The 22290-nt window shown below is 70.8% G+C and carries 16 protein-coding genes and 1 pseudogene; 4 read left to right on the forward strand and 13 right to left on the reverse strand.

The genetic code is table 11. From position 1 onward, the window contains the following. The 7 genes and pseudogenes from STSP_RS21880 to paaA form a co-directional block, all read right to left on the reverse strand. Positions 1-238: pseudogene (locus STSP_RS21880) on the reverse strand (hypothetical protein); the annotation flags it as partial. A 353-nt stretch (positions 239-591) separates the two neighbouring features. Beyond that, positions 592-1794 (reverse strand): PP2C family protein-serine/threonine phosphatase, encoded by a 1203-nt coding sequence (locus STSP_RS21885; RefSeq protein WP_067280776.1) that lies wholly within the window; start codon positions 1792-1794, stop codon positions 592-594. Between the two features lie 218 nt (positions 1795-2012). Beyond that, positions 2013-3125 carry a 1,2-phenylacetyl-CoA epoxidase subunit PaaE gene (gene paaE / locus STSP_RS21890; RefSeq protein WP_067280779.1) on the reverse strand — a complete coding sequence of 371 codons (1113 nt, stop codon included), beginning with the start codon at positions 3123-3125 and terminating at the stop codon, positions 2013-2015. Beyond that, positions 3125-3664, reverse strand: coding sequence for a 1,2-phenylacetyl-CoA epoxidase subunit PaaD (paaD, locus tag STSP_RS21895; protein ID WP_408646343.1), 540 nt, complete (start codon positions 3662-3664; stop codon positions 3125-3127). The genes paaE and paaD overlap by 1 nt, the downstream gene beginning before the upstream one ends. Continuing rightward, entirely contained in the window at positions 3658-4485 is an 828-nt protein-coding gene (gene paaC, locus STSP_RS21900; RefSeq protein WP_067280780.1) for a 1,2-phenylacetyl-CoA epoxidase subunit PaaC, read from the reverse strand. Before paaC ends, paaD begins: the two co-directional genes overlap by 7 nt. 18 nt (positions 4486-4503) lie before the next feature. After that, positions 4504-4800 carry a 1,2-phenylacetyl-CoA epoxidase subunit PaaB gene (gene paaB, locus STSP_RS21905; RefSeq protein ID WP_067280783.1) on the reverse strand — a complete coding sequence of 99 codons (297 nt, stop codon included), beginning with the start codon at positions 4798-4800 and terminating at the stop codon, positions 4504-4506. Next, positions 4797-5825 (reverse strand): 1,2-phenylacetyl-CoA epoxidase subunit PaaA, encoded by a 1029-nt coding sequence (gene paaA / locus STSP_RS21910; protein ID WP_067280786.1) that lies wholly within the window; start codon positions 5823-5825, stop codon positions 4797-4799. The genes paaB and paaA overlap by 4 nt, the downstream gene beginning before the upstream one ends. A gap of 398 nt (positions 5826-6223) precedes the next feature. On the opposite strand from paaA, the gene STSP_RS21915 reads away from it, so the two are divergent. Beyond that, entirely contained in the window at positions 6224-7435 is a 1212-nt protein-coding gene (locus STSP_RS21915) for a S8 family peptidase (protein WP_067280788.1), read from the forward strand. A gap of 126 nt (positions 7436-7561) precedes the next feature. Here the strand turns inward: STSP_RS21915 and STSP_RS21920 are convergent, their stop codons facing one another. From STSP_RS21920 to mmsA, 3 genes are all read right to left on the reverse strand, one after another. After that, positions 7562-8425, reverse strand: coding sequence for an ABC transporter permease (locus STSP_RS21920; RefSeq protein ID WP_067280790.1), 864 nt, complete (start codon positions 8423-8425; stop codon positions 7562-7564). Beyond that, on the reverse strand, positions 8422-11058 hold the full coding sequence (locus STSP_RS21925; RefSeq protein ID WP_067280935.1) for an alpha/beta fold hydrolase: 2637 nt from the start codon (positions 11056-11058) through the stop codon (positions 8422-8424). The genes STSP_RS21920 and STSP_RS21925 overlap by 4 nt, the downstream gene beginning before the upstream one ends. Positions 11059-11221: 163 nt before the next feature. Continuing rightward, a complete protein-coding gene (gene mmsA / locus STSP_RS21930) occupies positions 11222-12724 on the reverse strand; it encodes a CoA-acylating methylmalonate-semialdehyde dehydrogenase (protein ID WP_067280793.1) in 1503 nt (500 codons plus the stop codon). Positions 12725-13329: 605 nt separating this feature from the next. Between mmsA and STSP_RS21935 the strand changes: the two genes are divergently transcribed. Beyond that, positions 13330-14301, forward strand: coding sequence for an AraC family transcriptional regulator (locus STSP_RS21935; protein WP_078067398.1), 972 nt, complete (start codon positions 13330-13332; stop codon positions 14299-14301). A gap of 466 nt (positions 14302-14767) precedes the next feature. Beyond that, complete coding sequence (locus STSP_RS21940) at positions 14768-14968, forward strand: helix-turn-helix transcriptional regulator (RefSeq protein WP_067280795.1); 201 nt, start codon at positions 14768-14770, stop codon at positions 14966-14968. Positions 14969-15118: 150 nt separating this feature from the next. Here the strand turns inward: STSP_RS21940 and STSP_RS21945 are convergent, their stop codons facing one another. From STSP_RS21945 to recD2, 3 genes are all read right to left on the reverse strand, one after another. Continuing rightward, a complete protein-coding gene (locus STSP_RS21945; RefSeq protein WP_067280797.1) occupies positions 15119-16162 on the reverse strand; it encodes a zinc-dependent alcohol dehydrogenase family protein in 1044 nt (347 codons plus the stop codon). A 942-nt stretch (positions 16163-17104) separates the two neighbouring features. Further along, positions 17105-18394 carry a citrate synthase gene (locus tag STSP_RS21950; RefSeq protein WP_067280799.1) on the reverse strand — a complete coding sequence of 430 codons (1290 nt, stop codon included), beginning with the start codon at positions 18392-18394 and terminating at the stop codon, positions 17105-17107. A gap of 362 nt (positions 18395-18756) precedes the next feature. Next, positions 18757-20958 (reverse strand): SF1B family DNA helicase RecD2, encoded by a 2202-nt coding sequence (recD2, locus tag STSP_RS21955; RefSeq protein ID WP_067280801.1) that lies wholly within the window; start codon positions 20956-20958, stop codon positions 18757-18759. Positions 20959-21273: 315 nt separating this feature from the next. On the opposite strand from recD2, the gene STSP_RS21960 reads away from it, so the two are divergent. Continuing rightward, positions 21274-22287, forward strand: a complete 1014-nt coding sequence (locus tag STSP_RS21960; protein ID WP_067280804.1) for a LacI family DNA-binding transcriptional regulator — start codon at positions 21274-21276, stop codon at positions 22285-22287. The last annotated feature ends 3 nt before the right edge of the window (positions 22288-22290 follow it).

Below are 22290 nucleotides of genomic sequence, written 5' to 3' on the forward strand. Positions count from 1 at the left end.
CCTTCTTGTCGTAGTCCTTCTTGTCCTCGTCTCTCTTGCCGTAGTCGTCCTTCTTGTCCTCGTCCTTGCCGTAGTCGTCCTTCTTGTCGTCCTTCTTGTCGTAGTCGTCGTCGCCATAGGAGGAGGCGGTGTGCGACGTCCAGAGCTCGGCCACGGTGACGGCATTCGCGGCGGGAGCGGCGATCGCGAGGGCCGCGGTGACTGCGGCCGAGGCGAACAGGGTGCGGGTAATTCGCATGGGGAGAGATTCCTTTCGCCACGACTGCGACGGCCGACCCGGCGCCGGCTCTTCGGATCGCAGTAGCGACGTGATCACCCTCAGCGGGATTGCGGCTCCGCACCACCGGAGAAGGCCGCATTTGAGCTACTAAGTGGGCCCATCGAGTGGTTGAGGCGGAATTATTACCCGCTTGGCAGCACGTAGCGGCCCCTGATGCGTCATCACGATGGGGTAAGGGGGTACGTGCCGCCGTCCGTGGCTGACGAGCCGTCCGCTGTCCCCCGTCCGGTCGAGCGTGCCGGTCTTCCGGCCGCTCCTGACCGCCTGTCAGCCGTCGGTCCGGGTCTCGTCCGGACCGGCTCCGCCGAGCCCTACGACGGGAGCGCCTGAGGTGGTCGCCACTCGAGGAGCAGGATCGTCGCGTCGTCGCGCAGGCGGTTGTCCTGGGCGTCCAGGATCCCGTGGATGAGGTGGCGCAGGGTCTCCGGGGCGGGTTCGCCCGCCGCGGTGGCGCGGATGATGGAGTCGGCGAAGCGATCGAGGCCGAACTCCGCTCCGGCCTGGGTGCGGGCCTCGGTGACGCCGTCGGTGTAGAGCAGGACGCGGTCGCCGGGCTCGAGGTCGATCTCGTGTACCTGGCGGGGCGCGTCCAGGAATGCGGCGGGGAGGCCCATGGGCGGGTCGGCGGGGCGTTCCAGGGCCCCGTGCACCAGGCGCTCGTTGCGGATGAGCAGCGGCTGCGGGTGCCCGCAGTTGCACCAGCGCAGGGCGCCGCTCATGAGGTCGAGCTGGGTGAGGACGCCCGTGCAGAACTGGTCGGGAAGCCACTCGGCGAGCGTGCGGTCGACGGTCTCCACCAGCTCGGGAAGGTCGGCGCCAGTCCGGCGGCCGTTGCGGCAGGCCGCCAGGGTGACGGCCGTGGTGAGGCCCGATGCCATGTTGTGGCCCATGGCGTCCAGGATCGCGGCGTGCAGGGTCGTCTCGCTGAGCGCGTGGTCGAAGGCGTCGCCGCCTATCTCGTAGGCGGGTTCGAGCACGGCGGTGGATATGGCGTGGACGTTGCCTATGGTGCGGGGCGGCATCACGGCCCTCAGCAGCTCGGCGGGCAGCTGCATGGGCTCGATGCGGGTCCGCTGCACCAAGCTGTCCCGGTACGCCCGCCGGGAGGTGATCATCATCGCGAAGAGGGCGGCGAGGGCCCGGCAGTGCCGCAGCCGCTCCGCGTCCAGGGACATGGTGTACGTCGCGAGCACGCCGAGCCGCTCGGCGCCGTCCACCATCGGCAGCCACACGGTCACGCCGCCCGTGGAGGACTCCTCCACGCGCAGCGAAAGCGTGCGGTACGACCATCCGGCGAGCGATGCGTCGATCGGGAGAGCCGGCGACACGTCCGTCAGGGATATCAGGTGCCGCTGCTGCACATCCGCGAGATAGACCACGGCCCGGTCCAGGCCGACGGCCGTGGCGCACCGGCTGACGGCCGTGGACAGGTCCAGGGCCGCGTTCCGGGGATCGGCGAGGAACTCCTCCAGAAGCCTCTCCCCGGCCACTGATGCCGGCACGTCGTCTCCCATGTCTCCCACCTGCAGGTACGCCAGACGTCACGCGGCCTGTCGGTCTGGTCCGTCCGTCTGTCCAGGTCCGCGACATCAGCAGTCTCACACCGGTGCCGTACTTCCGCTCGGTGACCCGGCAGGGGTGGGAACCGGCCGGTCCCCGCCCCGCGACGCTCTGTCAGCCGCGCCTCGGCGTGCGCTGCGCCCGGCCGCGTCTCAGCTGCCGAAGTCGACGGTCAGCTGTCGAAGTCGACGGTCAGCTCGTCGGAGACCGGGAACGACTGGCAGGTCAGGACGTACCCGGCGTCGACCTCGGCGGGTTCGAGGGCGAAGTTGCGGCGCATGTCCGCCTTGCCTTCGGTCACCAGCGCGCGGCAGGTGCCGCAGACCCCGCCCTTGCAGGCGAAGGGCAGGTCGGGGCGGGTGCGCTGGGCGCCGTCGAGGATGGTGTGCTCGCGGGAGAGCGCGGCCGTGGTGGAGCGCCCGTCGAGGGTGATGGTCACCTGGCTGACGGGCCCTTCGACCGCCGCGTCCTCGTGGCGCACCGGCTGCACGGGCTCGTCGTCGGCGTAGAACAGCTCCTGGTGGACGCGGTCGCCGGGGACTCCGAGGCCGGCGAGGACCCGCTGGGCGTCCCTGACCATGCCGTGCGGGCCGCACAGCCACCAGTGGTCGGTGTCGTCGATGTCGACGAGGGCGTCGATCAGGGTGGCGAGGCGGTCGGCGTCGAGGCGTCCGGTCAGGATGTCGGCCTCGCGGGGCTCGCGGGAGAGGACATGGGCGAGCTGGAAGCGGGCCGGATAGAGGTCCTTGAGGTCGGCGAGCTCGTCGGCGAACATCACCGTGTCGGTGCGCCGGTTGCCGTAGAAGAGCGTGACCTGGGAAGTGTCGTCGGCGGCGAGGACGGACTCGGCGATGGAGAGCATGGGCGTGATGCCGGACCCGGCCGCGATCAGGACGTGGTGACCTGAGCGGGTGAGGTCGGGCGTGAACGCGCCCGTCGGCCCCATCACCTCGACGGTGTCGCCGGGCCGTACGTCGTGCACGAGCCACGACGAGAACAGCCCGCCCGGCACGACGCGTACGCCGATGCGGGGCGTCGACCCGGCCGGGGAGCAGATCGAGTACGAGCGGCGTTCGTCGCGGCCGTCGACCTCGCGCCGCAGCGTGAGGGCCTGGCCGGGCGCGAAGGCGAACTCCTCGGCGAGCTCGGCGGGGACGTCGAAGCTGACGGCGGCTGCGTCCTCGCACAGGGGCTGGACGGCGGCGACCCGCAGGCGGTGGAAGGCCGGGCGGCGGCGGGCGTGCGCCGGCCGGGCAGGCGGGGCCGGGGCCGTCGTGTCGTGCATCAGATCTCCTTGACGTACTCGAACGGCTCCCGGCAGGAGCGGCAGCGCCACAGGGCCTTGCAGGAGGTGGCGGCGAAGCGGGAGGTCTCCTCCGTGTCCGCCGAGCCGCAGCGCGGGCAGGTGACGGACCGTCGGGTGGCCGACAGTTCGAGCGGAACGGGGCCGGTGGAGCGGCGGGGTGCGGCGCCGGGGGGCGCGATGCCGTGTTCGGCGAGCTTGCGGCGGCCCGCGGGGGTGATCCAGTCGCTGGTCCACGGCGGGTCCAGGACGGTACGGATCTCGACCCGGTCGAATCCGGCCTGCCGCAACCGCGCGGCCACGCCGGCGCGCATCTCGGCCATCGCCGGGCAGCCGGAGTAGGTGGGCGTGAGACCGGCGACCACCGTGCCGTCCTCGGTGATCTCGACCCCCCGCAGAACGCCGAGGTCGGCCAGGGTGAGCATGGGCAGCTCGGGGTCCGGCACCTGCTCGGCGATGCGCCGGGCCCGCCGTGCCTCGGCCGACACGGTGGTCACCATGTCCCCTCCGGTGGTCACCATGTCCCCTCCGGGTGGGCGCGGGCCAAACTCTGGAGTTCGACCAGCAGCGGGGCCAGGTGTTCGGTGTGGTCGCCGTCGCGGCCGGCGCCGGGCAGGGGCCGGTACACCGGCATGGGAAGTCCGGCCGCCTCCGTGACCTGGCGCAGGACGGCGACGACCTCGTCGCGCACGTCGTACGCCGTGAACAACTCACCGATGTACGGGGCGACCTGCTCCAGGGCCCTGCGCATCCGCCGGTGCGACTCCTCGGTGCCGTCGCCCAGGCGGACGGCCCACTCCGCCGCGTACTGCCGGTGGTACGCCAGTTCCTTGACGCCCTTGGCCGCGATCGCCGCGAGGACGGGGTCGGGCGAGGCCGTGAGCTGCGCGAAGTGTGCAAGCCGCCAGCTGGAGAGCACCAGCAGCCGGGTGACGGAGAACGCGAAGTCACCGCACGGCAGTTCGGCAAGGCGGACGTTGCGGAAATCGCCGGGGTCACGGAAGTAGGCGTACGCGTCCTCGCCGCGCCCGGTGCCGTCCACCTGCCCGCAGCGTGCGTACAGCAGGCGGGCCTGGCCGAGCAGATCGAGCCCGATGTTGGCCAGCGCCACCTCCTCCTCAAGCTCGGGGGCACGCGTGCACCACTCGGCCAGCCGCTGCGCGCTGACCAGCGCGTCGTCGCCCAGCGCCAGGCAGCACGCGGCCAGTCCGGCGGCGTCGACACCCTCGGGCACGGTGGTGTCCACGCCGTGCAGGGGGTCCTCGAAACCGGTCCCGTACGCCCAGCGGGCGTCGTCCTCGTGTCCCTCGGCGAGGGTCATGTAGACGTGATCGTCACTCATGCCTGCTCCTCGATGGGACTAGATGTGCGGGACGTCGTCGGGGATGTCGTAGAAGGTCGGGTGGCGGTAGACCTTGTCGGCGCTGGGTGCGAAGAACGGGTCCTTCTCGTCGCGTGTGGAGGCGGCGATGTGCTCGGAGCGCACCACCCAGATCGAGACCCCCTCGTTGCGCCGCGTGTACAGATCACGCGCGTGGGTGAGGGCCATCCGGTCGTCCGCGGCGTGCAGCGAGCCCACGTGGACGTGGTTCAGCCCGCGCTTGCCGCGCACGAACACCTCGTACAGCGGCCAGTCGCCCTTGACGGTGTCACTCATGCCGCCGCCCCCTTCCGGGCTCGCTCGCTCTGCTTGGCCTGCTTGGCCGCGTACGCGCTCGCCGCCTCCCGCACCCACGCGCCCTCCTCGTGGGCCGTCCGGCGCCGCTCCATCCGCTGGGCGTTGCACGGTCCGTCACCGGAGATCACCCGCTGCAGCTCTGACCAGTCCGGCGTGCCGAAGTCGTGGTGGCCGCGCTCGGCGTTCCACCGCAGCTCCGGGTCGGGCAGGGTCACGCCGAGCTTCTCGGCCTGCGGGACGGTCATGTCCACGAAGCGCTGCCGCAGCTCGTCGTTGCTGTGCCGCTTGATCTTCCACGCCATGGACTGCGCCGAGTTGGGCGAGGCGTCGTCCGGCGGGCCGAACATCATCAGCGACGGCCACCACCAGCGGTCCACCGCGTCCTGCACCATCTCCCGCTGCGCGTCGGTGCCGCGCATCATCGTCATCAGCAGCTCGTAACCCTGCCGCTGATGAAACGACTCCTCCTTGCAGATCCGCACCATCGCCCGCGCATACGGCCCATAGGAGCTCCGGCACAGCGGCACCTGGTTGCAGATCGCCGCGCCGTCCACGAACCAGCCGATCACACCGACGTCCGCGAAGGACAGCGTCGGGTAGTTGAAGATCGACGAGTACTTCTGCCGTCCCTCGATCAGCCGCTGCGTGAGGTCCGCGCGGTCCGCGCCCAGGGTCTCCGCCGCCGAGTACAGGTACAGCCCGTGCCCCGCCTCGTCCTGGACCTTCGCGAACAGGATCGCCTTGCGGCGCAGCGACGGCGCCTTCATGATCCACTCGCCCTCCGGCTGCATACCGATGATCTCCGAGTGGGCATGCTGCGCGATCTGCCTGATCAGCGTCCTGCGGTAGCCGTCGGGCATCCAGTCCCGCGGCTCGATCCGCTGGTCCCTCGCGATCGTCGCGTCGAAGTGCTGCTCGAGGTCCTGCTCATCGGGTCCCTCCGGGCGGGGGCCGGCGGGGCCCGCGGCGGACGAGGTCGATGAGGCGGAGTCTGACGTGGTCATCGGCACCCGCTTCTGGCTCTCTCAACAAACCGACCGTTCGTTCGGTTCATGGTTCCAGTGTGCCGAGTTTTTCCTCGCCGGACAAGCCCGGCGGGGCGCGGGCGCCCAAGGCGGCGGATTAAGCCCCGGGGCGCCCGGGGCCGCCGACCACCTCCCGGCCGGCGGCCCCGTTCCCGCACCCGCACCCGCACCCGCACCCGCCACGAGGCGAGCCCACTGCGGCATCGGACCACACCTGATCTCACGTCAGGTTTCACATAAGCCCCGCAACTCCTACGCGCACTCCCCCAACACCCAGACCTCCTTGGGCGTTTGACGCTGACTTGGTCACGACAAGAACACCTTGAGCGCGAACCCCCACTTGAGCGCCACCGGTCAATGAAAGGTCTGGTGTTCCTATGAGAGCAACCGTCCGTCGGCTCGGGGCCCTTCTGCCCGCCGCCATGCTGCTCGCAGCCGGATTGCAGTTCACCGCCTCTCCCGCGCACAGCGCGCCCCTCGCCGACCTGCGTCTCGCTCCCGAGGCGACGGCCGTCCCGAACAGCTGGATCGTCGTCCTCAAGGACGGCTCGACCACCAAGGCGGCGACGCCCGCCACGGCCAGGAACCTCGCCGCCGAGTACGACGGCATCCTGGGCCGCGTCTACAGCAGCGCCCTCAAGGGGTTCTCCGCCGAACTGACGAAGAGCGAGGCGGCCGAGCTCGCCCGAGACCCCAAGGTCGCGTACGTCCAGCAGAACCAGGTCCTGCGCATCAACGACACCCAGTCCAACGCGACCTGGGGCATCGACCGCGTCGACCAGCGGAATCTGCCGCTGAGCAAGACCTACACGTACAACACGACCGCATCGAACGTCACCGCCTACATCATCGACACCGGGATCCGCACCTCGCACAGCGAGTTCGGCGGCCGTGCGAGCGTCGGCACCGACACGGTGGGCGGCGGCCAGAACGGTCAGGACTGCAACGGGCACGGCACGCATGTGGCGGGCACGGTGGGCGGCAAGACGTACGGCGTCGCGAAGGGCGTGAAGCTGGTCGCGGTGCGGGTGCTCGACTGCAACGGCTCCGGGACCACGGCCGGCGTCGTGGCCGGCATCGACTGGGTCACCGCGAACGCCGTGAAGCCCGCCGTGGCGAACATGAGCCTGGGCGGCGGCGCGGACACGACGCTCGACAACGCCGTGAAGAGGTCCATAGCCTCCGGCGTCAGCTACTCGATCGCCGCGGGCAACGGCAACATCCTCGGCTGGCCGCAGAACGCCTGCAACTACTCCCCGGCCCGCGTCCCGGAGGCCATCACCGTCGGCGCCACCGACTCCTCCGACAGGCGGGCGTCGTTCTCCAACTACGGCACCTGCCTCGACCTGTTCGCCCCGGGCGTCAGCATCACGTCGGCGTGGGACGACAGCGACACGGCCACCAACACCATCAGCGGCACATCCATGGCGACGCCCCACACCGCTGGTGTCGCGGCCCTCTATCTGGCCACCCACCCGACCGCGTCCCCGGCGCAGGTACGCGACGCGCTGGTGAACGGCGCGACCACCGGCAAGGTGACGGACCCGCGCACCGGCTCGCCCAACAGGCTGCTCTACTCGCTGTTCTAGAAGCCGCTGTTCCAGAGCTCTAGAAGCCGCTGTTCCAGACCGGCCGAACCCAGGCACCCCACCGGCCGGGGCTCCTCAGAGTCCCGGCCGGTGGGGTGCCGACGGGAGGCCTAGGCCCCTGTCTTCCTAGGACACCACGTCCTTCCGCCGGAACCCGCGGAAGGCCAGCGCGAACAGCACCAGCGCGTACGTGAGGGAGACGGACGCACCCTGGATCATGCCGCCCCATTCGGGCGTCGGCTGGATCACGTCCGCCCAGGCGAACTGCCAGTGCGCAGGCAGGAAGTGGCGCCAGTCGCCGAGAGCCGTCACCGCGTCCAGCACATTGCCGACGATCGTCAGCCCGACCGCGCCGCCGACCGCGCCGAGCGGCGCGTCCGTCTTCGTCGACAGCCAGAACGCGAGCCCGGCCGTGACGAGCTGGGACACGAAGATGTACGCGATGACGATCACGAGCCGCTGGGCCGCGGTGCCCGCGTCGAGCGCCCCGCCGGTCGGGATCTGCAGCGGCCCCCAGCCGTACGCGACGGCACCGACCGCCAGCGCCACCAGCGGCAGCAGCACCATCGCAGCGAGGCTCAGGCCCAGCGCGACGGCCAGCTTCGACCACAGCATCCGGGCCCGGGGCACGGGCGCCGCGAGCAGATAGCGCAGCGACGACCAGCTCGCCTCGGAGGCGACCGTGTCCCCGCAGAACAGCGCCACGGGGATCACCAGCAGGAAGCCCGCCGAGACGAACAGGCAGGTCGCGGCGAAGTTCGCCCCGGACGCGGTGGCCGTGTCCATCAGGGTCACCCGGTCGTCGGGGCCGTCCGGCTCGCCGCCGATCGCGAAGGCCACGACCAGCACGAACGGCAGCACGGCCAGCACCGCGCCCATCACCAGCGTGCGCCGCCGCTTCAGCTGGCGGACCAGCTCGACGCGCAGCGGCAGCGTCCGTCCCGCGCGGTACCCGTGCGCCACCTCGGTGCGTTCGGCGAGCGCGGTCATGCGGTGCCTCCGATCAGGGTCAGGAACGCGTCTTCCAGCCGCCGGTGTGGCCCGACCGATTCGACCGGCACCTCAAGGCGGAGGAGTTCGGCGAGCAGCTGCGGTGTGCTGGCGCCCTCCAGCCGTACGAGCAGCCCGCCATCGGCGCGCACCGCCGAGCCCACGCCCGGCAGAGCGGCGATCTTCTCCACGAGCGGGTCGTCTAGCGGCTGGGCCGTGCCGACGAGCAGCGTCTCCCCGGAGCCGACGATCTCGTCGACCCGTCCCGCCTGCACGAGCTTGCCGCGGTCCATGACCACGAGATGCGTGCAGGTCTGCTCGACCTCCGCGAGGAGGTGGCTCGAGACGATGACGGTGCGGCCGGCCGCCGCGTACCGGATCATCACCTCGCGCATCTCGCGGATCTGCGGCGGGTCCAGGCCGTTCGTCGGCTCGTCGAGGATCAGCAGGTCCGGCAGGCCGAGCATGGCCTGGGCGATGGCGAGGCGCTGGCGCATGCCCTGCGAGTACGTGCGGACGGCGCGCTGCAGGGCGTCGCCGAGCCCGGCGATCTCCAGCGCCTCGTCCATGTGGGCGTCCTCGGCGGGCCGGCCGGTGGCCTGCCAGTACAGCTCGAGGTTCTCGCGGCCGGAGAGGTGCGGCAGGAAGCCCGCGCCCTCGACGAACGCGCCGACCCGGGACAGCACCGGCGCACCGGGGCGGATCGCGTGGCCGAAGACGCGGATCTCGCCGCCGTCGGGCCGGATCAGGCCCATGAGCATGCGCAGGGTGGTCGTCTTGCCTGCGCCGTTGGGCCCGAGCAGGCCGAGCACCTGGCCCTTCTCGACGCGGAAGGAGAGGTCCCGTACGGCGTACCGGTCGGCCGAGTTCGCGTACCGCTTGCTCAGGTCGGTGATCTGCAGCGGCACGTCGGCGAGGTCCGGGTCCGGCGGCGGGGTCGCGGTGCGGCGCCGCCCCGTGAGCAGCAGCGCGAGCGCGGCGACGGCTCCAGCGATGGGCAGCCACCACACCCAGGCTGGCAGCGGAGCGGCCGCTGTGGCCACACCGGGCGCCGTCGGAACCTTCAGGTCGCTCTTGAGGGACGCCGTGTATGTGGCGGTCTTGACCGGTGAGGCGTAGGCGAGGTCGGTCGAGGCGAGGACAAGACGCAGGCGGTGGCCCTTCTGCACCTCGTGGTCGACGGCCGGCAGGGTCAGGGTGACGTCCTTGCCGCCCTTGGCGCCGGAACCCTCGACCCGCACGGGCGCGACCAGTTGGGAGGGCAGCACCTGCTGTCTGCCGTCCGGCCCCACGTCGTACACCTTGGCGAAGAGCACGGCGTCGTCGCTGGTGGACGCGATGTGCACCGTGGCCGTCGGAGAGCCGGTGATGCGCAGATCGCTGCGCAGCGGCGCCGATTCGAACCGCGCGAACTGGCCGGGGAAGTCGAGGGAGACGCCGACGCCGAGGGACGACAGGGACAGGCCTCCGGCGGCACCGCCGAGTCCCGGCAGCGAGGAGACGGCGGGCGGCCCGGCGCCCGCGGGGTTGTCGAAGGTCTGCTCGCGGCCGGTGAGCGGCACGCTGTGCAACCCGCTCTCGAGGCCGGGATACCGGTCTCCGCTGGCGCCGCGCAGCTGGGCCTCGCCGTCGGTGGAGTCGACACCTCCGGTACGGGTGATGCGGAACGCGGGCCCGGTGTCGGCGTTCTTGTCGTCCTTCAGATAGCGGTCGAACCAGGCGTCCACGCGCGCGTACACCCGGTCGACTTCCATGTCGCCGCCGTCGTGCCCGCCCGCGATCCAGTCGACGTCGACCGGCGCGCCGTTGGCGCGGATCGCCTTGGCCATGGCGTCGGCCTGGCCGAGCGGGAAGAGGGAGTCCGTCTGGCCCTGCATGATGAGCGTGGGCACCTTGATGCGGTCGCCGACGGCCGACGGGCTGCGCTCCTGCAGAAGTGCCCGCGCCTCGGCGTCGGGTGTGCCGGTCTCCGCGACCCGCTCGTACATCTCGCAGAGCTGCTTGTCGAACCTCTCGCAGCCACCGCCCGAGTTGATGAACATCCCGGCCCACAGCTTCTTGAACACGCCGTTCGGGAACAGCGCGTCCGCGAGGTTCCAGTACGTGATCTGCGGGGCGATCGCGTCGACCCGCTGGTCGTACCCGGCGGCGAGCAGCGACACCGCGCCGCCGTACGACGGGCCGGCGACGCCCACGCGCGGGTCGCCGGACGTGTCGAGCTGCACCTCGGGCCGTTTCGCCAGCCAGTCGATCAGCCGGGAGACGTCGGCGACCTCGCCCTTCGGGTCGTTCAGGCCGATCGGTCCGGTGGACCGGCCGAAGCCGCGGGCGGACCACGTCAGCACCGCATACCCGTCGCGGGCGAGGTCCTCGGCCTGTGTCCGCACGTCGTTCTTGCTGCCGCCGAAACCGTGCGCCAGCAGCACGGCCGGGCGACGGCCGGCACCTGCGGTGAAGTACGACGTGTCGATCCTGGCACCGCCCGTGTCGAGCGTCCGGTCCTCGCGGTGCACGGCCGGAGCGTCGTCCGAGGCGGCGGCCGTCCATGTCCCGGCACCGGCGAGCACCACAACAGCGGCCGCGGCGGCCAGCCACCGCCGCGGCCCGCGCATTTCGGGCAGTCGGAGATCCATGCCGTCAACGGTAAAGGCAGGCACCGACATGCACGGCAGCCGCCGGTCTGAACCCCCGGCCCTCCTTGGGAGGTACGCCGCACCGACCACGTACCGCAGACGCGGTACGTGCCTTCGGTGCCGTGGCGCCGGCCGGGCACCTCGCCCGGCCGGCGCGCAGCCGTCAGTGGTTGCGCGGGAACCCGAGGTCAACCCCCGCCGGGGCTTCCGACGGGTCCGGCCAGCGGGTCGTGACGACCTTGCCGCGGGTGTAGAAGTGCGTGCCGTCGTTGCCGTAGATGTGGTGGTCGCCGAAGAGCGAGTCCTTCCAGCCGCCGAAGGAGTGGTAGCCGACGGGCACCGGGATCGGCACGTTCACGCCGACCATGCCCGCCTCGATCTCCATCTGGAAGCGGCGGGCCGCGCCGCCGTCCCGGGTGAAGATCGCGGTGCCGTTCCCGAACGGCGAGGCGTTGATGAGGGCGACGCCCTCCTCGTACGTGTCGACGCGCAGCACGCACAGCACCGGGCCGAAGATCTCGTCCTTGTAGGCGTCGGCGTCCGTGGGCACCTTGTCGAGCAGGGACAGGCCGATCCAGTGGCCGTTCTCGAAGCCGGGCACGGTGTAGCCGGTGCCGTCGAGCACCACCTCGGCGCCCTGGTCGGCGGCGCCCTTCACATACGAGGCGACCTTGTCGCGGTGCGCGGCCGTGATGAGCGGGCCCATCTCGGACTCCGGGTCGTTTCCGGGCCCGATCTTGATCTTCTCGGCACGCTCCTTGATCTTCGCGACGAGCTCGTCGCCGGTCGAACCGACGGCGACGACGGCCGAGATGGCCATGCAGCGCTCGCCCGCGGAGCCGTACGCGGCGGAGACTGCGGCGTCCGCGGCGGCGTCCAGGTCGGCGTCGGGGAGCACCAGCATGTGGTTCTTGGCGCCGCCGAGGGCCTGGACGCGCTTGCCGTTCGCGGAGGCCGTGGTGTGGATGTAGCGGGCGATCGGCGTGGAGCCGACGAACGACACGGCCGCAACGTCCGGGTGTTCGAGCAGCCGGTCCACGGCCACCTTGTCGCCGTGCACGACGTTGAACACGCCGTCCGGCAGCCCGGCCTCCGCGAGCAGCTCGGCGACCTTCATGGACGCCGACGGATCCTTCTCGCTCGGCTTCAGCACGAAGGTGTTCCCGCAGGCGATGGCCATCGGGAACATCCACATCGGCACCATGGCCGGGAAGTTGAACGGCGTGATGCCGACGACGACGCCCAGCGGCTGCCGGATCGCCGCCACGTCGACCCGGTTGGACACCTGCGTGGACAGCTCGCCCTTCAGCTGCGTGGTGATGCCGCAGGCCAGGTCGACGATCTCCAGCCCTCGGGCGACCTCGCCGAGCGCGTCCGAGTGCACCTTGCCGTGCTCGGCGGTGATCAGCTCGGCGATCGCGTCCCGGTTGGCGTCCAGCAGCGCGCGGAACTTGAACAGAATCGCGGTGCGCTGCGCCAGCGAGGACTGGCCCCACGTCGCGTACGCCGCCTTGGCCTCGGCGACCGCGGCGTCCACCTCGTCGACCGTGGCGAAGGCGACCTGCGTGGTGACGGCGCCCGTCGCGGGGTCGGTGACCGGGCCGTACGTCCCCGACGTGCCCTCGACGGTCTTCCCGCCGATCCAGTGGTGGACGGTCTTCGTCATGACAAGATCCCTACCTTCACAGACGGCGGCGTCGGGCCCTGACGGCCCGGTCGTACTCCTTGTGGGCTGCGTGGCCCTCCTCATGGGCCTGCGTGGCCGACGCGCGGGTCCCTGCCTCGGCCACGCCCACATCCCACCACGCCCGGACGGGCCGCGCGCCGGACACTGTGTCGGGCATTTCGGGGTCGGCGTAGACACATGGGAGCTGCCGAAGAGAACCTCCGGCGCGGGGCCGTGGCGGGCGGGGAGTCGGCGCTCGCACTTCGCTCCTGCCAGGGCGAAGCGGCCTCCCGCGCCGGAGGCGATCGGTGCCGGGCGTCGCGCGGTGCGTGCGGGCGAGGTCGTCGACCTCGGCTGGACGCATGCGCCTGACCCGGCAGTTCAGGGATCCGGCACTCCGCCTGCACCGTACACACGCCTCTCGGATGAGCAGGGAGGGCGCAGGAGCGGCGGGCGGCGTCGGCCGACTCGTGGGGAGTGGGGAGTGGGGACGGGATGGTTCTCGACGTCTGGGTTTAGTCGCATCACCGCACCCTGTCAATGCATTGTCCTGACATCCTTACCGTCTTGACACTTTTCTCCGGCGGCCGGGAAGCTGTACCGCCATGACGACGGGGAGGGGAGCGGCGACGGCGCCACGACCGGCCCACCGTGCCGCCAGCACCTGGGAGGCCGCATGGGCGCTGCCACACCCGCGGCTGCGGCCTGGCGTGATCAGCTACCGCGGGTTCCGGTTCGATCTCGAGCGTCCGCGGCGCCGGCTGGAGACACCGATCGGCGCGGTCACTCTGATGCTCGGCTTCGAGGAGCCGGTGCGGATCTCCACCGCGGGGCGTCCCGCCGTCTCGCTCGTCTCGGTGTGCGCGGGGCTGGGCACGGTACCCGTGGTCGGTGAGCACAAGGGGCGGCTCTCGGGCGTCTCGGTACTGCTCGCGCCCTGGGCCGCGTTCTCGCTCTTCGGCATCGCACAGCACGAGCTGGCCGATCAGCACGTCGACCCGTACGACCTCGACAGACCGCGCGGGCTCACCGGCTGGGGCAGCATCCCCGAACTCGTCTCCGCACTGGCCGGGCTGAGCACCTGGAGCGCCCGGTTCACCCTGCTGGACGAGGTCCTGGGCCGCTGCGCGGATGCCGCAACACCCTGTTCGCCCCGGATCATCGGCGCCTGGAACACGCTCGTCCGCACCGGTGGCACCATCCCGGTCAGCCGCCTCGCCCACGAGGTCGGCTGGAGCGTACGCCAGCTGGAGAACCGCTTCCGGGAGCAGATCGGCCTCGGACCCAAGGCTGCCGCCCGGGTGCTGCGGCTGCAGCGCGCACGGCGGCTGCTCGTGGCCGGGCACAGCCAGGCCGATACGGCGGCGGCCTGCGGCTTCTACGACCAGGCGCACCTCTGCGGTGAGTTCAGGGCGATGACCGGATGCACACCCGCCGAGTTCACCGCGGCCCGCAACCGACGAGGGCCGCAGCGCTCGGGACCGCCCAGCACGGACCGGCTGACCGGCGAGGCCACGAGCCTGGTGCTGCCACCGGGGCGCAGTGCGCTTTTTTCCAAGACCGGAGGGCGGCGCTGACGGCACGCTGGGGCCTTCCAGCTCTCTGACCGGGGGGAATCGGAGGGCAGCGGGGAGCGGTGGACCGGAACTGGCGCAGCAGGCCCGGTCCACTACGCCTGCCCGGCCATCGCTGGCCCTCGCCCGAGTCGGCCCAGCCCCCAGGCTCGTCTGTCAGGCTCGTCCGTCAGGCTGGTCTCAGCACCCGCACATCGCGGCATTCTGCTGGCACCGTGCCGTGCCTCACGTCGGCTTGCCTCGCGTGCCGCGTCTCATGGCGCTGTGCGTCACGCGTGTTACGAATGCCTCTCTTCTGTCACGCATGTCCCGTGTTCGCAGGCCTTGTGTCACATGCGATCCACAGCTGGTCTCCTGCACTCACTCGGTGTCGTTCATCAGACGCAGGCTGAGTGATCGCCAGCATCGCGTCCAGCTCCCCCGACGGCCTGCCCGGCTGCTGCTGCGACGCTCGCAGGGAGGTGCACTGATGACCGACCGAAGGCTCTGGTCGTACAAGGAGATCGCCGCGCACATCAAGGTGCAGCCGGACACGGTCCGGTCCTACCGCAAGCACGGGCTGCTGCCGCCGCCCGACCATGTCGAGAGCGGCAAGCCCTTCTGGTACGCGGACACCGTGCGCGCCTGGGTGGCGTCCCGGCCCGGCAACCGGCACCGCAGAACCGATTGACCTGCCTGGCCGGGCCTGCGGTGTCCCGCCTCGCGTGCCGTCCGTCCGGCGGCCGGGCCCGGCCTTCACCGCTGGGTTCGAACGTCCGGCCTTCACCGCTGTGGTTCGATGGCCCGGCACCTCCACCGCTGCAGTTCGACGACCCGGCCCTCACCGCTGCGGTTCGACGACCGTGACCCCCGCGCCCGGCGCCGCGCCCATCGCCGCCAGGGCCGCAGGGGCCTCCGACAGCGGGATCGTGGAGGTGACCAGGAGGTCGGGGCGCACGGCGCCCGCGCGCACCAGCTCCAGCATGGGGGCGTACGCGTGGGCGGGCATGCCGTGGCTGCCCAGGAGTTCCAGTTCCAGGGCGATGACACGGGACATCGGCACGACCGGGTCTCCGGCGGCGGACGGGAGCAGACCGACCTGGATGTGGCGGCCGCGGCGCCGCAGACCGCCCACGGAGGCCGCGCAGGTCGCCGGTGACCCGAGGGCGTCGAGCGAAACATGGGCGCCACCGCCGGACAGTTCGCGGACCGCCTCGGCGACGTCGCCGGCCGTCGAGGCGTCGACGCACTCAGCGGCTCCGAACTTCCGCGCGAGGTCCAGCGCATCGGGCGATATGTCGACGGCCACGACCCGCGCACCGGAGGCTGCCGCGATCATCACGGCCGACAGGCCCACACCGCCGCACCCGTGCACGGCGACCCACTGGCCCGGCGCCACCCTGCCCTGGGCGACGACGGCACGGAAGGCGGTCGCGAACCGGCAGCCCAGCCCGGCCGCCGTCACGAACGACATCTCCTCCGGCACCGCCACCAGGTTGACGTCGGCATGCTCCAGCGCGACGTACTGCGCGAAGGAGCCCCAGTGAGTGAAGCCGGGCTGGGTCTGCCGCTCGCACACCTGCTGGTCCCCTTCCGCGCAGGCGCCGCAGCTGCCGCAGGCGCAGACGAACGGCACGGTGACCCGGTCGCCGGGCCGCCAGCGGGCCACCCGGTCGCCCACGGCCTCGAGGACCCCGGCGAGTTCATGGCCGGGCACATGGGGCAGCACGACGTCCGGGTCGTGCCCCATCCAGCCGTGCCAGTCGCTGCGGCACAGACCGGTGGCCTCGACCCGGACGACCACCCCGTCGAGCGAGGGCACCGGATCCGCCACGTCCCGCACCTCGGCCGGCTCCCCGTACCGCTCGAACACCACTGCCCGCATCGTCCTCCACCAGTCCTTCCGTCCTGTCCGGCGCCCGACCGCAGCCCGGCGCGGGTGCGCGGTCGTGCGCTCACCGCCCGCACGCTATGCGCTCCGCTGGAAGTGCCGCTATGTGCCCGTCGGTCGTCTGCGGCACCATCGTGGCTGGTCGCGCAGTTCCCCGCGCCCCTGAAGGGGCGCGCCAAACCGCGTCGGCGGGTCGCGTCCGCGCCGCTCTGCCTAAGAACTCGCAGTGACCCGCCGGTAAGGTCCCATCAGGTCTTCACAGAGCCCCTTCAACATCCTTACGCTTGGGCCTGGATTGCCGTATCGAGGATCTTGCGCAGGCAGAAGAGATGTGCAAGAGATGCAGATCACAGCGGTCCGAACGTAACCATCGAAGGGGCTCGCGAGTCTAAGAAGGCGATATCAGGAACGTCTTGGGGGGCGTGCCTGATGTCGGGGGACGTCTTGGGGGACGTCCCCGGATGGAGGTACCCCATGGCGCCGAAGCCGTGGGGAGCGTTGGCCGGGACACGTGCACCGGGGAGCTATGAGCGGCCCTCCCGTGCGTACGCGTCCCGGCGGACCGCAACAGGTATCGACGGGTTCCCTGACACCTGACAGAGCCCGCGACACCTGACGCAGCTGGCGCTGCCCCTACAGACGCCCGGCCGGATCCCGTGGGGGGAATCCGCACCGGGACACAGGAAAGCGCCCCGCCTACCGGCCCGTGGGGGGACCGGCAGCGGGGCGCTTTCCCCTTTTTATAGAGCTCGGTTCGCCTCCGGGGGCACAGAAGCCTGTGTCGACAGCCCGACCGTGCTCAGCCCCTCCTCCGTCGGGGCCTCCGCGCGCTCGGTCTCTCGACACAGGCGCGCCCCCTTCGGCTCACTCGCTGGGGCGGTTGCAGTGACCGTAAGCCCTCTCAAACGGAGTGACCGTCTCAAACGGAGCGACCCGTCAGCGCTCCTCGACCGGCACGAAGTCGCGCAGGACCTCGCCCGTGTAGATCTGGCGCGGGCGGCCGATGCGGGAACCCGGCTCCTTGATCATCTCGTGCCACTGGGCGATCCAGCCGGGGAGGCGGCCGAGCGCGAAGAGCACGGTGAACATCTCGGTCGGGAAGCCCATGGCCCGGTAGATCAGACCGGTGTAGAAGTCCACGTTCGGGTAGAGGCTGCGCGAGACGAAGTAGTCGTCGGAGAGCGCGTGCTCCTCCAGCTTGAGCGCGATGTCGAGCAGCTCGTCGGACTTGCCGAGGGCCGAGAGGACATCGTGCGCGGCGGCCTTGATGATCTTGGCGCGGGGGTCGAAGTTCTTGTAGACCCGGTGGCCGAAGCCCATCAGGCGGACGCCGTCCTCCTTGTTCTTCACCTTGCGGATGAAGGAGTCGACGTCACCGCCGGAGGCCTGGATGCCCTGGAGCATCTCGAGCACCGACTGGTTGGCGCCACCGTGCAGCGGGCCCCACAGGGCGGAGATGCCGGCGGAGATCGAGGCGAACATGTTCGCCTGCGAGGAGCCGACCAGGCGCACCGTGGAGGTCGAACAGTTCTGCTCGTGGTCCGCGTGCAGGATCAGCAGCTTGTCGAGCGCCGAGACCACGACCGGGTCGAGGTCGTACTCCTGGGCCGGGACCGAGAAGGTCATGCGCAGGAAGTTCTCGACGTAGCCGAGGTCGTTGCGCGGGTAGACGAAGGGGTGGCCGATGGACTTCTTGTACGCGTACGCCGCGATCGTCGGAAGCTTGGCGAGCAGCCGGATCGTGGAGAGGTAGCGCTGCTTCTCGTCGAACGGGTTGTGGCTGTCCTGGTAGAACGTCGACAGCGCGCTGACCACGGAGGACAGCATGGCCATCGGGTGGGCGTCGCGCGGGAAGCCGCGGTAGAAGTTCTTGACGTCCTCGTGCAGCAGGGTGTGCTGCGTGATCTCGTTCCTGAAGGTAGCGAGCTCGTCGACGTTCGGCAGCTCCCCGTTGATCAGCAGGTACGCGACCTCCAGGAAGGTGGAGCGCTCGGCCAGCTGCTCGATCGGGTAGCCGCGGTAGCGGAGGATGCCCTGCTCGCCGTCCAGATAGGTGATCGCGGATTTATACGCGGCGGTGTTGCCGTACCCGCTGTCCAGGGTCACCAGACCGGTCTGGGCGCGGAGCTTCCCGATGTCGAAGCCCTTGTCGCCGACGGTGCTCTCGACCACCGGGTAGGTGTACTCGCCGTCGCCGTACCGCAGTACTACAGAGTTGTCGCTCACGTCTTCCCTCACCGACGTAGTGCCTCATCTTCGAGGTGCCCTGACTGTCTCTACCATCCCCCATTTGGCTCAGGAGAGTGCACTCGGGGTCGACCGTTGGGGCTGTCAGCGGCACTGAGTGCCGCCAACCTGCTCATCCTGCCCCCTTCACCCTGCTTCTGGAAGTGTTGTGTGACCTTTGCGACTCGTTTGATCGATCAAAATTCTGTATGCCTTTCGTTCCGCGGTCGTTGGGGCGGTCGGAGCGCGGGTTTCGGGGGCGGAGAGTTTCAGCAGAAACGTATCTCCGAGCGTCGTTCGCGGGACTCGAACGACGCTTGCCGGATCCCCGTCGGACACCCTCGGCCCTGGCCCGCTGTCCGTCAGCGACCCGCCAGGCGGAAGTCCAGAGCGGTGCAGCGCCTGCCCGCCGACACCGTGCGGACCGCCTGTCCGAGGGCCTTGCGGGAACCGACCAGCACGACCAGCTTCTTGGCCCGCGTCACCGCCGTATAGAGCAGGTTCCGCTGCAGCATCATCCAAGCCCCCGTGGTGACCGGGACCACCACCGCCGGATACTCGCTGCCCTGGGACCGGTGGATGGTCACCGCATAGGCATGCGCCAGCTCGTCGAGCTCGTCGAAGTCGTACGGAACCTCCTCGTCCTCGTCCGTCAGCACCGTCAGGCGCTGGTCGTCCAGGCTGAGCGAGGTGACCACGCCGACCGTGCCGTTGAAGACGCCGTTGCGCCCCTTCTCGTAATTGTTGCGAATCTGGGTCACCTTGTCGCCGACGCGGAAGACACGGCCTCCGAAACGCTTCTCGGCCAGCTCGGGACGGGCCGGTGTGATGGCCTGCTGCAGCAGGCCGTTCAGGTTCCCCGCTCCCGCCGGGCCGCGGTGCATCGGGGCCAGGACCTGCACGTCGCGGCGCGGGTCCAGGCCGAAGGTGGCGGGGATGCGCCGGGCCGCCACGTCCACCGTGAGGCGGCCCGCGGCCTCGGTGTCGTCCTCGACGAACAGGAAGAAGTCTTTCAGGCCCTGCGTGACGGGCGGTATGCCGGAATTGATGCGGTGGGCGTTGGTGACCACGCCGGACTGCTGGGCCTGGCGGAAGATACGGGTCAGGCGGACCGCCGGGACGGGGCTGCCGTCGCTGAGCAGATCGCGCAGCACCTCGCCGGCGCCGACGCTGGGCAGCTGGTCGACGTCCCCGACGAAGAGCAGATGGGCGCCGGGCGGCACGGCCTTGGCCAGCTTGTTGGCGAGCAGCAGGTCGAGCATGGACGCCTCGTCGACCACGACCAGGTCCGCGTCCAGAGGGCGGTCCCGGTCGTACGCCGCGTCGCCGCCGGGCTTGAGTTCGAGGAGTCGGTGCACCGTGGACGCCTCGGCGCCGGTGAGCTCGGCGAGGCGCTTGGCGGCCCGGCCCGTGGGGGCGGCAAGCACGACCTTGGCCCGCTTGGCCCGGGCCAGCTCGACGATCGAGCGGACCGTGAAGGACTTGCCGCAGCCGGGGCCGCCCGTGAGGACGGCGACCTTGCGGGTCAGGGCGAGCCGCACGGCCTCCTCTTGCTCGGGGGCCAGCTCCGCGCCCGTACGGTCCGCGAGCCAGGACAGGGCCTTGTCCCAGGCCACGTCATGGAAGGCCGGCAGCCGATCGTCACCGGTGTTCAGCAGGCGCAGGAGCTGCGCGGAGAGGGAGACCTCGGCACGGTGGAAGGGGACGAGGTAGACGGCGGTGACCGTCTCGCCGCCTCCGTCCGGCGCCGGGATCTGCTCCCGTACGACGCCCTCCTCGTCGGCCGCGAGCTCGGCCAGGCAGTCGATCACCAGGCCCGTGTCCACCTGGAGCAGCTTCACCGCGTCCGCGATGAGCCGCTCCTCGGGCAGATAGCAGTGGCCCTGGTCGGTGGACTGCGACAGCGCGTACTGCAGGCCTGCCTTGACGCGCTCCGGGCTGTCGTGCGGGATGCCGACGGACTGGGCGATCCGGTCCGCCGTGAGGAAGCCGATGCCCCAGACGTCGGCCGCCAGGCGGTACGGCTCGTTCTTGACGACCGAGATCGACGCGTCGCCGTACTTCTTGTAAATCCGGACCGCGATGGACGTCGACACCTCGACGGTCTGGAGGAACAGCATGACTTCCTTGATCGCCTTCTGCTCCTCCCAGGCGTCGGCGATCTTCTTGGTCCGCTTGGGGCCGAGGCCCGGCACCTCGATCAGACGCTTCGGCTCCTCCTCGATGATCTTCAGCGTGTCCAGCCCGAAGTGCTGCGTGATCCGGTCGGCGAAGACCGGCCCGATGCCCTTCACGAGACCCGATCCCAGATAGCGGCGGATGCCCTGGACGGTCGCGGGCAGCACCGTCGTGTAGTTCTCCACGGTGAACTGGCGTCCGTACTGCGGGTGGGAGCCCCAGCGGCCCTCCATCCGCAGCGACTCCCCCACCTGCGCGCCGAGCAGCGAGCCCACGACCGTGAGCAGTTCGCCGCCGCCGCGGCCGGTGTCGACTCTCGCGACCGTGTAGCCGTTCTCCTCGTTGGCGTACGTGATCCGCTCGAGAACCCCCTCGAGCACCGCCATGCGCCGCGGCTCGGCCCCTGCACCGCCGCCTGCGCCCACCGCACGGCCGCCTTCAGCCCCTGCGCCGCCGCCTGCCCCTCGACTCGCCATGATCCGACGGTATCGCCGGGGGGTGACAACGGGGCTCCTCCCGTCACCTGAGCCGCCACGTCGGTGACCGCAGCTCCGTGGCGGTGACGTCCGCGGTGACGTCCTTTCGCTCATCTGAGCGCGATCTATCACGATCCGATTTCGACGCCTCCGAGGTCTTGCCCTCCCCTCGTGTAATCGATTCCAATCCTCCGTGTAATCGATTCCACGAGAGGTGGGACCGCGATGGTGAGCATCAAGGACGTTGCTGCCGAGGCTGGCGTATCCGTCGCCACGGTGTCCCGTGTGCTCAACAGCCACCCGTCGGTCAGCCCCGATGCGCGTGCCCGCGTCCTCGCCGCCGTCGAGACGCTGGGCTACCGCCCGAACGCCGTCGCCCGGTCCCTGCGCACCGACCAGACCCGCACCCTCGGCCTGGTCATCAGCGATGTGCTCAACCCGTACTTCACGGAGCTGGCCCGCTCCGTCGAGGAGGCGGCCCGCGCGCTCGGCTACAGCGTCATCATCGGGAATGCCGACGAGCGGCCCGACCTGCAGGACCACCACGTCCGTACGCTGCTGGACCGCCGTATCGACGGGCTGCTCGTCTCCCCCACCGACGGCGGCTCCCCGCTGATGCTGGAGGCGGCGCGAGCGGGCACGCCGATGGTCTTCGTCGACCGCTGGATCGCCGGTGTCGACGTACCCGTCGTACGGGCCGACGGCCGCGAGGCCGTACGCGACCTGGTCCGCCATCTGCACGGTCTCGGGCACCGCAGGCTCGCCATCATCGCGGGTCCCGCGGCCACCACGACCGGCAGTGAGCGCGTCGAGGCGTTCCGCGAGGCGCTGCGCGAGCACGGGCTGCCGCTGCCCGAGGAGCTGATAGGGCAGGGCGATTTCCAGGCTGCCAGCGGACGCCGCGTCACCGAGGCGTTCCTCGCGCTGCCCGAGCCGCCCGACGTCGTCTTCGCCGCCGACAACCTGATGGCGCTCGGCGCGCTGGATGCGATCCGCGCGCGCGGGCTGCGCGTTCCGCAGGACATCGGTCTTGCCGCGTTCGACGACATCCCGTGGTTCGTGCACACCGATCCGCCGATCACGGCGATCGCCCAGCCGACCGGCGAACTGGGCCGGGCCGCGGTCCGCGCGCTGGTCGACCGCATCGAGGGCCGCCCTCCCGAGTCGGTCACCCTCCCCGCCCGTCTCGTCGTACGCCGCTCCTGCGGCGAGCAGTCCCCAGAGAACTCCCCAGCATGAAGG

The sequence above is a fragment of the Streptomyces jeddahensis genome, assembly GCF_001642995.1.
Lineage (GTDB): Bacteria > Actinomycetota > Actinomycetes > Streptomycetales > Streptomycetaceae > Streptomyces > Streptomyces jeddahensis.